We start from the raw sequence: 15115 nt of genomic DNA, 5'->3' as shown, positions 1-15115 counted from the left end.
TTTACATTTAAATATTTCGATAAACTATATGAAAAACTATTGCATTTTATGATTTACTATGCTAAGATATACACATAATAAATAATAATTATTAATTGCTAATTAGAATAATTAGCAAAATACACTAAAGAAAAGGAGAAATAGGTATGAAAAACTTACAAGCAGTCAATCAATATATTGCAAACTTAGCAATTTGGAACATTAAACTTCACAATTTCCATTTTAATGTAGTAGGATCTCAATTTGTGCCAGCTCACAAATATTTAGAAGAAGTCTACGATGTAGCATTTGATTATTATGATGCAGTAGCTGAGCATGTAAAAATGCAAGGTGAAGAACCTGTAGTGCATGTGGCAAAATATTTAGAAATTGCTTCTTTGAAAGAAGAACCAGGCAACAAATTCTCCGTAGAACAAGTGTACAACTTCTTAGTAGGAGATTTCGAATTGTTGAACAAAGAAGCTCGTGCTATCCGCGAAGCAGCTGATGAAGAAGGTAACTTCGGATTAGTGGCTATCATGGAAGACCACATTGCTTACTATGAAAAACAATTGTGGTTCTTACGTGCTACTTTAGGCTAATTCCTCCTGACAGTAACATCGAACCAATCACATAACACTCCCTTATATGTGATAACATCCTGAATATGACAACACTTACAACTATACTATAAACTATACCAAAGGACCCCTGCTCAGGGGTCCTTTTAGTATATAAGGCATACCTTTGAAAGGTGATAAAACGATGTTTTGTAAAATTTCATTGCCAGGTGATACAATACAAGTAATGTAAGAGAGGTTGAGAAAGGGGCATAGAGGATGAATCGATTTTTACGACGAGGACAATTACAAACTATAGAACCACAGAAGGATATATCTGTGGTAGAAGACATGGATACGCTGGTGAGTGAAGTGAGTTCGGATGAGTTCTTGGACATGGTGCAACAAGAGGGGACGTCAAAGGATTTGAACCGAGCTATGGATATGGTGGAGATTGAAGAGTCAGAAGAAAACCGTGCACCTTTGGACCCTTATGAAGCAATGACGATTCGTGATTATAGTCAATTGGATGTATTGCCAGAGCATGCTGATGAAGATTATGGTTTTTCTAGTGCAAACGAAACAGAACAGGATCAATTTTTCCATAACAACTACAATGATATTATGGAAGATGAGTTAGAGTATGATCAACAAGAGGCTGATAGTTCTTATGATTACAATTCTGGAGATAGTTTTGACTTCGACTTTGACGTTGATTTTGACTTGTTTGATGACTTTGATAATGACTAGTAAGGAATGAATGATGACGAAGCCCATACATACAAGGACATCAGTATGTCCTTATGATTGCCCAGATGCCTGTGGATTGATCTTGACCATTGAGGGAGACCAGTTACAACGGGTAGAAGGTATGAAAGATCACAGCTTTACGAGAGGAACGCTGTGCCAGAAAATGCAACATTACGAACGAACAGTCCACCATAGGGAACGTCTAACAACGCCTTTGCGACGCATAGGTCCTAAGGGAAGCGGTCAATTTAAACCGATTACTTGGGACGAAGCACTAAAGGAAATTGCTCAGCAGTTTCAGCACTGTATCCATACATACGGTTCTGAAAGTATTATGCCCTATTCCTATGCAGGGACCATGGGAATCTTACAAAAGAGTGCAGGGGATCCACTCTTTGCCATACTTGGTGCGACCCGTCAAGATAAGGGGATTTGTTCCCCTGCTAAACGCTATGGTTGGGCTAGTCTTATGGGGAATACCCTAGGGAGTCGTCCACAAGATATACAATACAGTGATTGTGTGGTGTTGTGGAGCCTCAATGCAGTGGCTACGGATGTACATGTCCTACATGATGTGACCATAGCTCGCCAGCGAGGTGCCAAGCTTTGGGTGATTGATACGTACTATACGGAGACAACGAAATTAGCAGATGAAGTTATTATCATACGACCAGGTACAGATGGAGCCTTTGCGTTGGGTGTGGCCTATGTGCTTGTGGAAGAAGGATTAGTACATGAGGAATTTATTCATCAGTATGTACAAGGCTATGAAGGATTCCGCGATACTGTTATTTCTCAATATCCACCATGGAAAGTGGCTCAAATCACAGGCGTACCAGAGGAACGGATTATCCAGTTTGCTCGTGCTTATGGACAGGCAATGGCGCCATTTATTCGCTTAGGCAGTGGACTATCTCGCTATGGAAATGGAGCGAATACGGTGCGATGTGTAGTGGCACTGCCTGCCTTGGTGGGGGCATACCTACATACAGGAGGTGGACTCTTGTCGAGTGCCTCGGGTAGTCAATTTGTTGGGGGCAAGCGTGTTAGCTGGGAGCGCTTTCAGGTAAAAGAAACACGGTTGAACCCGATGATTCATTTAGGACCGATGCTAACAGAGGCGGACAAGCCACCGATTAAGGCACTCTATGTATATTCCAGCAATCCTGCGGTGACCTCACCGGACCAAACCGTGGTGCGCAAAGGATTGGCACGAGAGGATCTGTTCACGGTGGTACACGAACGGTTTATGACGGATACGGCAAAGTATGCGGATATTGTACTGCCTGCAACGACGTCCGTAGAGCATAATGATATCTATAATTCCTATGGACATTACACCATTGGTTGTGGTTATCAAGCCATACCTCCTGTAGGTGAAAGCCGCTCTAATTGGGATACCATTTGTAGTATTGCCAGAACTATGGGCATCGATGACCCTGTGTTTGCTATGTCAGAGTTGGAGATGATTGAAGATATTGTGCGACATGCTCCGATTTCAAGAGAAGTGCAAGATAGAATCTTGGCAGGGGAGCTAGTGGAGATGGATCTATCCAGTACGTATAAGTTAGAGTTCGGTACACCGTCAGGCAAGATTGAATTATATAACCCCTTAGAGCGTGAGCCCTATCCTGTGTATCGTGAGGCTCATGGAGATACAGCGGAGTTCTTCCTCATCAATGGTGCTGATCCTCGTATACTAGATTCGTCCTTTTGTGAGATACAAGAAGATACACCAAAGATGGTTGCTCGTATGCATCCTGATGATGCCCAGCGCAAGGGCGTATGGCACAGTGAATTTGTGCGTATGTATAATGAGCGAGGTTCCTTGCGGATTGCCTTAGTCATTGATGATGCGGTGCCAAAGGGGACTATTGTGAGTAGTGGCGTCTGGTGGCAATCGCAGTCCCATGATTCAGAATATACAATGAATGTATTAACTGCCTCACGATCTACCGATTATGGTTGGGGTAGTACCTTTTATGATGTGAAAGTACATGTAGAGTCTTGCGACTAAAAATGAGTAATGCTTGGTTATAGTTAATAGATGTAGTTTGCCTATCAATTATAGTTCGGATATATATGCATAATTGGTATAGACAAAGCCATTTTCTACAAAGAAAATGGCTTTTTATTTTACTTATAATTAGATATAATAAAAAAATAAGCATAAGAAGTGTTTTTATACAGTGTATATTTGTTATTATGGGATGTATTTGAAAGGAGATATTATGTCAGATCATACTCAACTATCGGGGCGAGCCTATATTGCTATCGGCCTGATGCTGTTCGCTTTATTCTTTGGGGCAGGTAACTTAATCTTCCCTGCTACCTTAGGTCAACATGCAGGTACCAATGTGTGGTGGGCCATCTTAGGGTTTATCGTAACTGGTGTAGGTTTACCATTGTTAGGGGTTATGGCCATGGGATACTCTGGTAGCCGTAACGTACAAAGTTTGGCAAGCCGTGTGCATCCAGTGTTTGGGGTCCTATTTACATTGGCATTATACTTATCCATTGGCCCTGCTTTTGCCATCCCTCGTACGGGGACTGTATCCTATGAAATTGCAGTGAAACCATTCTTAGGTGGAGCTGCCTCAGATACAGCACTATCCTTGTTCCTTGTGGGGTTCTTTGTAGTCACATTGTGGCTCTCTATTAATCCGCAAAAATTGGTGAATCGCATTGGTAAAATCTTAACACCAGCCTTGCTACTGACCATCGTGGTATTGATTGTTAAATCTTTGATTACTCCATTAGGCAGCTATGGTACACCGACAGAGTCCTACGCTACTAGCGGTACAGCATTCCTACAAGGATTCTTAGATGGATATAACACATTAGATGCCTTAGCATCTTTCGTATTTGGTATTTTGGTTATCGAATTCGTGACACTTTCAGGGGCACAAACACGTGATGAGATTACACGCGCTACTATGAAAGCTGGGTTAATCGCCGTAGGTTGCTTAGGCGTAGTGTACATCTTTATTGCTAGCTTAGGCGCTACCAGCGTAGAGCAGTTAGGTATCTTAGATACAGGGGCGCCTGTATTGGCAGAATCTGCTCGTTTATTGTTTGGCGATTTAGGGGCCATGATCTTGGCAGTCATCGTATTGTTGGCGTGTTTGACGACAAGTATCGGACTTGTTACTTCTTGTGCACAGTATTTTAGCACACAATTTGGTGGCTTATCCTATAAAGCTTATGCAGTGCTATTCATATTGATTTCTTTCGGTGTAGGCATGTTTGGATTGAAAACCATCATTACTGCAGCCATTCCTGTGTTGATGTTCCTCTATCCATTATCCATCGCATTGATTGTGTTGGCTTTCTTACATCCGTTTTTCAACGGTCGCCAATGCGTATATGCTTGGACAGTAGGAGCAACCTTCATCACAGCCCTTGTATCTGGCTTAGAAACAGCGAGCGTAGACTTAGGTAGCTTAGGACAATTCTTTGCTACACAAGTACCGATGCATGGCATCGGTATGGACTGGCTTGTATTCGGCGGCGTAGGATTTGTGATTGGATTGATCCATCGGGCGTTGGTGAAAGCGTAAGGTAGATATAGTATTAATAACTAAATATGGTCTGCACATTTATAGTTAAATAGTATTTAGCATTTTTATAAGGTCTTCTTTTGATTAGGTTCGTAGAATCTATTGTCATAGAGAAGACCTTTTTGTATGTACTTTTAATGAATACAAAACATTAAAAATGTTGACGGGGGGGGACATTTGCTATTATGAAGATATCATGAAGACATGATATATTTTTATAATGAATGTCAGAAAGGGAGATTTTATAATGAGAAAAAAACGACTTCGTTATATCATTTTATCTGTCATAGCTGGAGGCGTATTGTTAACACCTGCCATGGCAAATAATTATGACTCTTACTTTACGAATAAGAGAGAACCAGTTACGTACATTGTAGATGGTAAAGCGAATACCATACAGCTTGCTGAATTAAGTGAAAATGACCCTGAAGAAGGTCCAGATGGGAAACATCTATTTCATTCTCCTAGCATTGAAAATCGTTTCGAGTCTCGAGGAGAGGTGACAAGATATACACGACCAAATTTTGAAGGCGCTGATAATGCGATGAGTGTTAATGCTATACCTCGCCAAGCTAAAGATGCTCCTAATGATGAATTAACCTGGGGGCCGAAACTAGCAAATGTTGAGGAGCGTGGTAAAGATACTGAGTTTAATTATGTAGCGCTACAAAATGGAACGACAGAAACTGTATATACAGTTAATTATCCTATGGGTGGATATGGCAATGCTAGGCTAAATGTACTAGAAATGTTCAGCGGTGATAATTTGCATGAAATTGCAGCGGTAAATAGTGCCGTGAATGCAATGCAAAACCGTGTGATTTTACGAAATGTAGGACGATTACGAGATGTCATAGGTGCTGAAATAAATAATGGAGATGGCAGCGCCATTGATAATGATGTATTCGTAGCTGGTGGTAAAGATATTGATATTATTTATGGAGCTAAAGCTTATAATACTTTTCCTGCAACAGGTTCTTTAAAAAATAATTTAGTTACCTTAGGCGCAGGTAAAGTAGTCACAGCCTTTGGTGCCTATGCTACTACTCGAGACGAAGAAGAATCATTTTTCCAAGGAAAACCAGCAACAGAGAAATCTAAGGAAGTTATTGGAAACCGAGTTCAATTAGGGTTTAATCCAGATGATAAAGTACAAGCTGAAGGAAGAGCCCCAGCTACAGTAGGTCAACTTGTAGGTGGTTTCTCTGCGACAAATAAAGCTAATAAAAATACTGTCATAATTGGTGAAGGATCCATCGGTGGTCTAGGTATGTTCAAAGTAAAAAATGAACAATCTAAACATAATGTTAATGGTGTAGATACAAACGGTATTTATACGGATGAAAATCCTTATGGTGATGATAACACAGTCTATAAATATTTCCGTCAACCAGGTAACTACTATATCATCGGTGGTATGAGTGACGTAGAAGCCACAGGTAATACGGTGGATATTAATAAAGCAGAACCATTTGCTAACAAACAAGTTGGTATTTGGGGTGGTCATTATATCCTAGATGGTTCTACTGGTGATATTAAATCTGGTAATACCTTGAATGTAAATAAAGTAAAAGGAATTACTTTATCGCATTTAGCAAACTTTGAAAACTATAACTTTGATTTACCTGAAAATGCTGTGAATGGAGATAGTATCCTTACAGTAACTGATCCACATGGTACAGATGTATCTAACACCAAAATTAATGTAGGTGTATCTGGTGCAGCTCCAGTATTACATAATGGAGATAGCATTAACCTTATTTACAATAGCAATGGCATGAACACAACAGGTGTTCAATATGGCAAGTTGCAACAAGGTGTATCCTTAAGCTATGATATCACTGCTAAAGCAGGAGATGATAAGAAATCTGTTGTTGCAGTAGTGAAAGCTGCTTCTGAGGAAACTCCGACTCCAGAAAAACCATCTACAGGTGATACAACAAAACCAGTACCACCAGTAACACCAAGTACAGGTGATGCAACAAAACCAGTAACACCAAGTACAGGTAATGTTCCTGTAAAAGTATTGCCACAAACTAAATCTTTAGTGGAAACTAGAACAGCTGTTTCTGGCTTTATTAACAATGGACAAGATAGCATTACTAAAGCATTTGCAAATCATACTGGTGAAACTTCACCAATCATTGCAGGGATTAACCATGACCGCATGAAAATGGAAACAGGATCTTATGCAAATATTAAAGGATCTCATGCTGTTTTAGGTTTATCTAAACAGTCAGGAAGAACGTACTGGGGACCATTCTTAGAAATGGGGTGGGCTCGTTATGATAGCCATTTGGATTCTGGTCTTCGTGCAGAAGGAAATGCGAAATACTACGGTGTTGGTATGTATGCAAAAACAACCCTTGATAATGGAGTATATGTAGAATCTAGTGTACGTGGTGGACGTACGAATTATACCTATGAAAGTAATGAGTTAGTAACAGCTTCTAGCAATGTTCATGCTTCTTATGATGCGCATAACAGCTACTATGGTGCACATTTAGGACTTGGAAAAGTAGTGTCTTATGGTAATCATTTAGAAGGTAATGTATATGCTAATGTATTCTATAGCCATCAAGGAGAAGCAAATGCCACTCTTACAGGTAAAGGGCTAGGTGAAACATATGCATTTGACAGTGTGAATAGTGTTCGTACACGCTTAGGATACAAAGTTTCTAAACACATGAGTAATCATAATACATGGTATTTAGGTGTTGCTTATGAACGTGAATTCTCTGGCGAGGCGCATGCAACTGTTAAAGGTTTAAGTACATTGGCTCCTTCTTTAGGAGGTTCCAGCGGTCTTGTAGAAGCGGGCTATACATATGGCAGCAATAAAGATGCTTTCAGTGCTACGCTTAATGTTGAAGGCTGGTTCGGTCAAAAACGTGGGGCAACTCTCGGAGGAAGCATTAATTGGAAATACTAATCATGTTACCCTGGTAGCCTGATATAAGAAAATTAGCACTAGTTATGTATAGCTAGTGCTAACTTTCATTCCTATTTTAAATTAATATGATATATCTATCATTAGTTACAATCTAGGATAGTTAAATCATAAAGCTCTTTAAATTACATACCAATCGAGAAAACAAAAAGCTACACAGTAGAATGTATCTACGTGTAGCTTTTATGTATATAACCTTACAGGCATTCTTATTCCAAATCATCGAAATCAAATGCTGCTGCTTTTGTATAGTTTGTAACTTTTGCTTCAAAGAAGTCAGTTTTCGTGCTATTCAAGTTGGAGAAACTTTCAATCCAAGCCATAGGATTTTCTTTGATTTCTGGATATAACGGTTGCAAGCCGATGGAATCAGCACGTTGGTTTGCTAAGTATTTGATATAGCGCTCGATCAATGTGTTGTTGATGCCAAGGATTTTGTCATCTGTAATGTATTGACCCCAAGCGATTTCATTTTCTGTACCTTCGTGAAGCATTTGTGTCAATTCAGCCTCTAGTTCAGGAGTGAATAGTTCAGGGCGTTCGATGCGAAGCTCACGGATAATGTTTTGGAACAATACTAAGTGAGTCACTTCATCGCGATTGATGTATTTAAAGATCGTGGAAGTTGCGGTCATTTTACCTTGGCGAGCCAATGTGTAGAAGAAGCTAAATCCGGAGTAGAAATAGATGCCTTCTAAAATGTAGTTTGCCATGATAGTGCGAATCAAATTGTGCTCTGATGGTTCATCGCTAAAACGTTGGTAAATGTCAGCGATGAAGCGGTTACGAGCTAGTAAATGTTCATCTGTACGCCACTCATCATAAATGCGGTCACGAGTAATTGGATTCGTTACGGTATCTAAAATGTAAGAATAGGATTGGGCGTGAATTTCTTCTTGGAAGGCTTGGATGTTCAATAAAGAAGCCACCTCAGATGCCGTAATATAACGGCTCAAATTTGGTAAGTTCTCGCTTTGAATGGAGTCCAAGAAGTTCAAGAAAGAAATAATTTTGTCGAAGGCACGGCGTTCGCTGTCCGTTAAATAAGGGAATTGCTTAATATCTTCGTTCAAAGAAATTTCTTCAGGAATCCAGAAATTGTTCAGCATCGTGCGATACAATGTATTCGCCCAATCGTACTTAATACGATTCCATTCCCGTAAATTCGTCGTATTACCGCCCACCATACTTTGCGTGCCACGGTCGCCATGTTCATTAAAAATCAGTTTCTTTTCCATGAAAGTAACTCCTACCTTATCTATAATAACAATATATTTATAAATTATTATGAAAGCCTAGACATGATATGCTTTCATAGATTTGCAGTTCTTAAACTATCTTCTATTATACTAAAAATGCATACTAAAAAGATAGGGGGAGAGACGATTAATAGATAGAGTGTTGTGAGCTTTGATGTATTAATGGAGACATCCCGATGTTTATTTTTTAAATACTTTTTAATACTAGTTGCTGAAATGGGGACCCTATATTTTGTATCGTAAATGATAGGATTCGATTATACTCGAAATATATGTATATTCCAATGGTGATTTCGACTATACTCGAAAGTGTAAAAAGGTATTAGTATAGTCTCGATCATAAACAAAATACATATCAATCGTACTATATATAATACCTTTTAAATATCAACATATCGCAAATATTTGTGTTATAATAAAACCATAGAAGAGTCATCAACGTGAGTTGGGCTCATCTCTTCCTACTATGGGAGGAGGTGATACTATGACGAAATATGAAACAATCAGCTTGATCATTTCTATTTTATCTTTAGTAGTTAACATTATTGCTTTATATAAATAATGAAAACGCCTAACGTAAAGAGGTATCTCACCACCTCAACACGTTAGGCCATTTCATTTCATCATTTTTTTGAGATGAGCCTAACGCCACCACACGTTGAAGACTCTTCTTGTTTCTAAGTCAAGTATACCATAGTTACTTACAGAATACAAACATATCTATAAATGATGACCAATTTTTCATCGATTTTAAGTTTATTTACCCACTGTATCAAATCTAGGTATGTTCTTGAGGCTGAAAACTTACTGAGAATAGTTTAATGATAGAAACTTTAACCGTGTGCAATTCGACACGTTTAGAAAACAGTTAATAATAGAATTATCAAAGAAACTAACAAGAGAATATGGTAAGGGATTTTCAAGATAGAATTTGCAAAATATAAGGAACTTTTATTTGTTATATCCAATTTGCCAGATAGTGTCTAGCAAATTAAGTTGGTCACTAGGACAATACTATAGACATACCAAAAGAGCACAGTGTGCCCCGAACAAACATCATGAAATGCCGTTTGTGAGGAGCATGCCGTGCTCTTATATGTATCAGGTTTAACCCCACCAAAGATTAGGAGGAACAGCTAGTGCATTCATCCATTTCTAAGGATTGGTTACGGATATAGTAAATTGTCTTAATGCCTTGTTTATACGCTTCCACATATAAATCTAGAATTTCTTTTGCTTTCATTTGTGGCGTAATGTACAAGTTGAAAGACTGTGCTTGGTCGATGTGGCGTTGACGGATACCGCAAGCCTTGATGGACCATTGTTGATCAATCGTGTGGGCTTCTTTGTAGAACCACATGGTTTCGCTGCTCAAATCAGGTGCTGTTTTTGGTGTAAAGCTACCTTTTTTCTCTTCAATGAAGAATTTTTTGAAGATAGGATCGATACCAGCTGTGGTGTTAGCAATGTTGGATGTACTACCTGTTGGAGCGATAGCCATTAAGTAACCGTTACGGATACCGTATTTTGCCACATCTGCTCGCAGTTGTTGCCATCTTTCAGAGGTGTAACCACGGCGTTCAAAATATTCTCCCGTTTCCCATTGAGAACCTTTGAAAGCAGGGTAAGCACCTTTTTCTTTCGCCAATTCCATGGATGCCTTGATGGCAGCGTAGGCAATATTTTCAAACAATGTATCAGCCACAGCCAAATGCTCATCGCTTTCCCATTGTACTTTATGTTTCACCAAGTAGTGGTGGTAACCGCTAGTGCCTAAGCCGATAGCGCGATATTTTTCACTAGTTACGCGTGTTTCAGGCACAGGGAATTGGTTGATAGTAATAACGTTGTCTAACATACGGACTTGTAAGGCGATATTTTCTTCCAATTCTTCATCAGAGGTTTGACCTAGGTTGATAGAGTTCAAGTTACACGTTACCATGTCACCTGCTTTTGTGCGAGTCACGATGGATCCATCGTCTTGGATAATTTCTTCATCTAAATCGGTGAAACCAACGTTTTGTGCGATTTCATGACACAAGTTGGACGCATAAATCATACCTGCATGCTTATTAGGGTTCGCACGGTTCGTCGTATCTCGGAAGAAGATGAAAGGTGTACCAGTTTCTACAGCAGAACGCATAATTTTTTTCATCATATCCAAAGCACTGACTTCGATGCCGTGTAAATCTGGGCTAGCTTCACAAGCTAAATATTTTTCTGTGAATGCTTTATTCGTATCGTCATCGTAATAGTCTTCTAATTGGAAGCCCATCACACGAGATACTTCATGTGGATCGAATAAAGTGAAGTGCTTACGATTGATAACACGTTCCATGAAAATATCTGGTACAGATAGAGCAGGGAAAATGTCGTGTGCCTTACGGCGATCGTCACCATTGTTCGTACGAAGTTCAACAAATTCGTAGAAATCTTTGTGCCACACGTCAAGTGTTACTGTAGCACCGCCTTTGCGTTTTCCTAACTGGTCTACCGCAACGGCAGTATCATTGTATAAACGAATCCAAGGGATGACACCGCCAGAAGAATTTTTATAGCCACGAATGTCAGAGTTCAAGGCACGTACTTTACCAAGATAAATACCAAGAGCGCCACCATGCTTAGACACACGGGAGAATTTTGCATTCACATCGTAAATGGACCATAGATTATCTTCTACACCAGAAATAAAGCAAGAGCTTAGTTGATGAAATGGTGTACCAGCATTCGCCAATGTTGGTGTAGCTGTAGTCATTTTTAATTCGCTCATCAAATCATAGAACTTTTTAGCGTAGTAGACTTTTTTGTCCCCTTCGATGACAGCTAAATGCATAGCGATAGCCATGAAACGCTCTTGTGGAAGTTCGTAAATTTCTTTGTTGAAACCTTTCACTAGATAGCGGTCTGCCAATAATTTAATACCTTCATAGTTAAATAAATAGTCACGTTTTGGCTTGATATAGTCGCCAAGTTCTTCTAATTCAGATTCTGTATATTGTGTTAAGAAAAAATCTGCATAGCGACCAGCAGTAACTAAGGTTTTTACTAAATCAGTGAAGTTGCCATACCCAAAAGCTTTGTACTTGCGGTTAATAGCAGCTTCTTTGTATAAATCGAATAAGTATAGACGAGCAGCCACGAATTGCCAATCTTGGTTCATGCGGTTTACCATGTTGCCAAAACCATCGTCTACTTTTTGGATGACTTTCTCGATGGCAGTTTGAACAAGAGTTTGTTGAATTTGTTTCGTAGTCATGCCGTCCACGAACTGCAATTTACAGTCCATTTCAAGCTCGATAGGGTCACAAGAGTCTAAGCCTAAACAAGCAAAGGCAACCATTTTCTTCGTTTTTTCTACCGACAATGGCTCATAATGGCCATCCCGTTTCTTGATCATAATGCTCATGAGAGTCTCCTTTTTCTGACGATGTAGTTTTTGTACCTGTTGTAAAGATTATCCACATATATTGAATATATGTGAAAGCATATCCGGTTAACATAATGTATTAGGCCTTGACCATAAAAGGACTCCCATTTACGAATCGCAAATGAGAGTGCATAGATATGTTTTCACATGGACTCAATATCAATATGTTGTATAGAGATAAAGTGCTTTGGCACAACATCTTCTAAAATTATACTATATCAGTCATTTTTTCACAACGCCCTCAGCATGTCAAAAATGCATACCATAATGAGGAAAAGATACTTTACAAAATAAAGAGAATGAAAAATTTCGTCGTTTTTGTATAAGATAGTTTTAATGGGTACTTTTAGAAAAAGAAAATGGAAAAAAATAGATATGACTTGTAGTCGAGGTGTGATAAAAATCAATATATTGTAATATGAGTTTTAGTAATCTTAATAATGCAAAATAAATATATAAAATAAGGAAAATAAATTATGAGAAAAACTATCACATAATAAAAATGAGTAATTTTAGAAATAGTAAGAGGAAATTATTTCTAAAGAAACTTTTAATAATGACAAAAAATTATATAACCTAAAAAATTGTGTAATAACAAGATAGTTGGGGGAAAAGATAAAAGTACACTGTATAAGTATAAATTGAATGAGAATTACCTTGAAAATAATATATTGTTATATACTTACTTAAAACCTATGAAAAACGTTATCAAAACCGCTTAATCCCTTGTAAAAAGAGGGTTTTTAAGGGCTGCTGTGACAATTGTAACACTTTGGAATACCGTATATAATAAGGCTATAGATTGATGCATATATCAGTCATATATGCAGTTAAACATAGTTCCTTATTTTAAGAACAGTATGTAAGAGGTATAGTTCAAAATAAGACAAGTGTTTTTGAGGAGGTACGTATGGAACAATATGATGTTCTCGTAGTAGGTAGTGGTGGAGCAGGCCAACGAGCTGCTTTAGAAGCTGCACGACGTGATGGTTTGCGTGTAGCATTAATCACAAAAATTTTCCCAACACGTTCTGCCACAGCAATGGCACAAGGTGGTGTTAATGCGGCGTTAAATAACGTAGCAAAAGAAGACTCCACAGAAGTTCACACATTCGATACTGTAAAAGGTTCTGACTATCTTGGCGACCAAGATGCTATCGAATTCTTCTGTCAACGTTGCCCAGAAGGCGTATTAGAAATGGATTTCATGGGAACTCCTTTCTCTCGTACAGACGAAGGTAAAATCGCACAACGTAACTTTGGTGGACAATCCTATCCACGTACATGCTACAGTGCGGATAAAACTGGTCACGTAATTCTTCATACAACATATGAACAATGTCTTAAAGAAGGCGTACATTTCTTACAAGAATGGTACCTATTAGATATCGTTGTAAAAGACGGTAAAGCTGGTGGTGCTATTATCTGGAATATGAAAAAAGGTAAAGTAGAAATTATCAAAGCTAAATCCATCGTATTATCCACTGGTGGTGCTGGCCGTGTATTCTGGACTCGTACAACTAACCCATTCCTTTCTACTGGTGACGGCATGGCAGTAGCTTTCCGCGCTGGTGTAGGCTTAAAAGATATGGAAATGATCCAATTCCATCCAACTGGTCTTGGTAAAACTGGTATCTTGATGTCCGAAGCTGTTCGTGGTGAAGGCGGATACTTGTTAAATGTTGAGGGCGAACGTTTCATGAAAAAATACGCTCCTAACAAAATGGAATTAGCGTCTCGTGACGTTGTAGCAAAAGCAATCGAAGATGAAATTGCAGCTGGTCGTGGTTTCAATGGTTCTGGCCTTGATGCATACGTAGTAGCTGACCTTCGTCACTTAGGACCTGAAGTTATCATCGAAAAACTTCATGGTATCCGTGACTTGGCTCTTTGCTTTGAACATTGCGATCCTTTAACTGATCCAGTGCCAATTCGTCCTACTTGCCATTACATCATGGGCGGTATCGACGTAGTAGACTACAAAACTTGTGCCACAGAAGTTCCTGGTATCTTCGCATCTGGTGAAGCATCTTGTATCTCTATCCATGGTGCTAACCGCTTAGGTGGTAACTCTTTGGCAGACGGCGTTGTATTCGGTAAAGTATCCGGTGCGGGTGCTGCTGATTATGCACAAGCTAGCGCATTCGCAGATTGCGATGCTGAATTGAAAGCAAAAGCTGATGAGTGGGAAGCTAAATTCGTTGAAGTTACATCCCGTACATCTGGTCGTCCAGTAGCTGAAATTCGTGATGAATTAGCTGTGGCTATGTGGAATAAAGTAGGTATCTTCCGTAACGAAGCAGGTATCACAGAAGCTCTTGAAGTGATCGATCGTTTGACAGAAGAATATGAAACTTGCTATGTAGGTGACTCTAACCGTACTTACAATATGGCATTCGTAAACTACGTAGAAATCAAATCTATGTTGACAGTTGCGAAAGCTATCGCTTTGGGCGCTTTACATCGTAAAGAATCTCGTGGTGCTCACGTTCGTGAAGAATTCCCTAAACGTGATGATTCCCAATACTTAAAACACGCTATTTGGAAACTTGGCGAAAATGGCGAATACGTAATGTCCGAACGCGATGTAGTGTTCACTAAATATGAACCACAAGAAAGGAAGTACTAAG

The 15115-nt window shown here is 39.1% G+C and carries 8 protein-coding genes; 6 read left to right on the top strand and 2 right to left on the bottom strand.

Annotation, left to right across the window (positions count from 1 at the left end; all coding sequences use genetic code 11):
- Window positions 1-146 precede the first annotated feature (146 nt).
- From HMPREF3032_RS00875 to HMPREF3032_RS00855, 5 genes are all read left to right on the top strand, one after another.
- Window positions 147-581 (top strand): Dps family protein, encoded by a 435-nt coding sequence (locus tag HMPREF3032_RS00875; RefSeq protein ID WP_009353871.1) that lies wholly within the window; start codon window positions 147-149, stop codon window positions 579-581.
- A 237-nt stretch (window positions 582-818) separates the two neighbouring features.
- Window positions 819-1289 carry a hypothetical protein gene (locus tag HMPREF3032_RS00870; RefSeq protein ID WP_009353895.1) on the top strand — a complete coding sequence of 157 codons (471 nt, stop codon included), beginning with the start codon at window positions 819-821 and terminating at the stop codon, window positions 1287-1289.
- A 13-nt stretch (window positions 1290-1302) separates the two neighbouring features.
- The gene (locus tag HMPREF3032_RS00865; RefSeq protein ID WP_062401141.1) at window positions 1303-3306 is read left to right on the top strand and encodes a molybdopterin-dependent oxidoreductase; all 2004 of its coding nucleotides are present in this window, start codon (window positions 1303-1305) and stop codon (window positions 3304-3306) included.
- A gap of 214 nt (window positions 3307-3520) precedes the next feature.
- Window positions 3521-4849: a branched-chain amino acid transport system II carrier protein gene (gene brnQ, locus HMPREF3032_RS00860; protein WP_062401139.1), complete on the top strand. Its 1329-nt coding sequence runs from the start codon at window positions 3521-3523 to the stop codon at window positions 4847-4849.
- Between the two features lie 247 nt (window positions 4850-5096).
- Complete coding sequence (locus HMPREF3032_RS00855) at window positions 5097-7781, top strand: autotransporter outer membrane beta-barrel domain-containing protein (RefSeq protein ID WP_062401137.1); 2685 nt, start codon at window positions 5097-5099, stop codon at window positions 7779-7781.
- Between the two features lie 227 nt (window positions 7782-8008).
- Here HMPREF3032_RS00855 and HMPREF3032_RS00850 read toward each other — a convergent pair whose 3' ends face one another.
- Both HMPREF3032_RS00850 and HMPREF3032_RS00845 read right to left on the bottom strand, forming a co-directional pair.
- Window positions 8009-9037 (bottom strand): ribonucleotide-diphosphate reductase subunit beta, encoded by a 1029-nt coding sequence (locus HMPREF3032_RS00850; protein WP_062401135.1) that lies wholly within the window; start codon window positions 9035-9037, stop codon window positions 8009-8011.
- A gap of 1144 nt (window positions 9038-10181) precedes the next feature.
- Complete coding sequence (locus tag HMPREF3032_RS00845) at window positions 10182-12464, bottom strand: ribonucleoside-diphosphate reductase subunit alpha (RefSeq protein WP_062401133.1); 2283 nt, start codon at window positions 12462-12464, stop codon at window positions 10182-10184.
- 931 nt (window positions 12465-13395) lie between these two features.
- Between HMPREF3032_RS00845 and HMPREF3032_RS00840 the strand changes: the two genes are divergently transcribed.
- Window positions 13396-15114: an FAD-binding protein gene (locus HMPREF3032_RS00840; RefSeq protein ID WP_062401131.1), complete on the top strand. Its 1719-nt coding sequence runs from the start codon at window positions 13396-13398 to the stop codon at window positions 15112-15114.
- The last annotated feature ends 1 nt before the right edge of the window (window position 15115 follow it).

The organism is Veillonella sp. DNF00869 (assembly GCF_001553345.1).
Classification (GTDB): domain Bacteria; phylum Bacillota; class Negativicutes; order Veillonellales; family Veillonellaceae; genus F0422.
Note: the sequence above shows the minus strand (reverse complement) of the source record. Positions and strands in the feature narration are given on the sequence as shown.

What these genes read in the sequence shown, in the direction of transcription:
- HMPREF3032_RS00875 (WP_009353871.1), top strand. Translation starts at nt 147, where the DNA reads ATGAAAAACTTACAAGCAGTCAATCAATATATTGCAAACTTAGCAATT.
- brnQ (WP_062401139.1), top strand. Translation starts at nt 3,521, where the DNA reads ATGTCAGATCATACTCAACTATCGGGGCGAGCCTATATTGCTATCGGC.
- HMPREF3032_RS00865 (WP_062401141.1), top strand. Translation starts at nt 1,303, where the DNA reads ATGACGAAGCCCATACATACAAGGACATCAGTATGTCCTTATGATTGC.
- HMPREF3032_RS00840 (WP_062401131.1), top strand. Translation starts at nt 13,396, where the DNA reads ATGGAACAATATGATGTTCTCGTAGTAGGTAGTGGTGGAGCAGGCCAA.
- HMPREF3032_RS00870 (WP_009353895.1), top strand. Translation starts at nt 819, where the DNA reads ATGAATCGATTTTTACGACGAGGACAATTACAAACTATAGAACCACAG.
- HMPREF3032_RS00845 (WP_062401133.1), bottom strand. Translation starts at nt 12,464, where the DNA reads ATGAGCATTATGATCAAGAAACGGGATGGCCATTATGAGCCATTGTCG.
- HMPREF3032_RS00850 (WP_062401135.1), bottom strand. Translation starts at nt 9,037, where the DNA reads ATGGAAAAGAAACTGATTTTTAATGAACATGGCGACCGTGGCACGCAA.
- HMPREF3032_RS00855 (WP_062401137.1), top strand. Translation starts at nt 5,097, where the DNA reads ATGAGAAAAAAACGACTTCGTTATATCATTTTATCTGTCATAGCTGGA.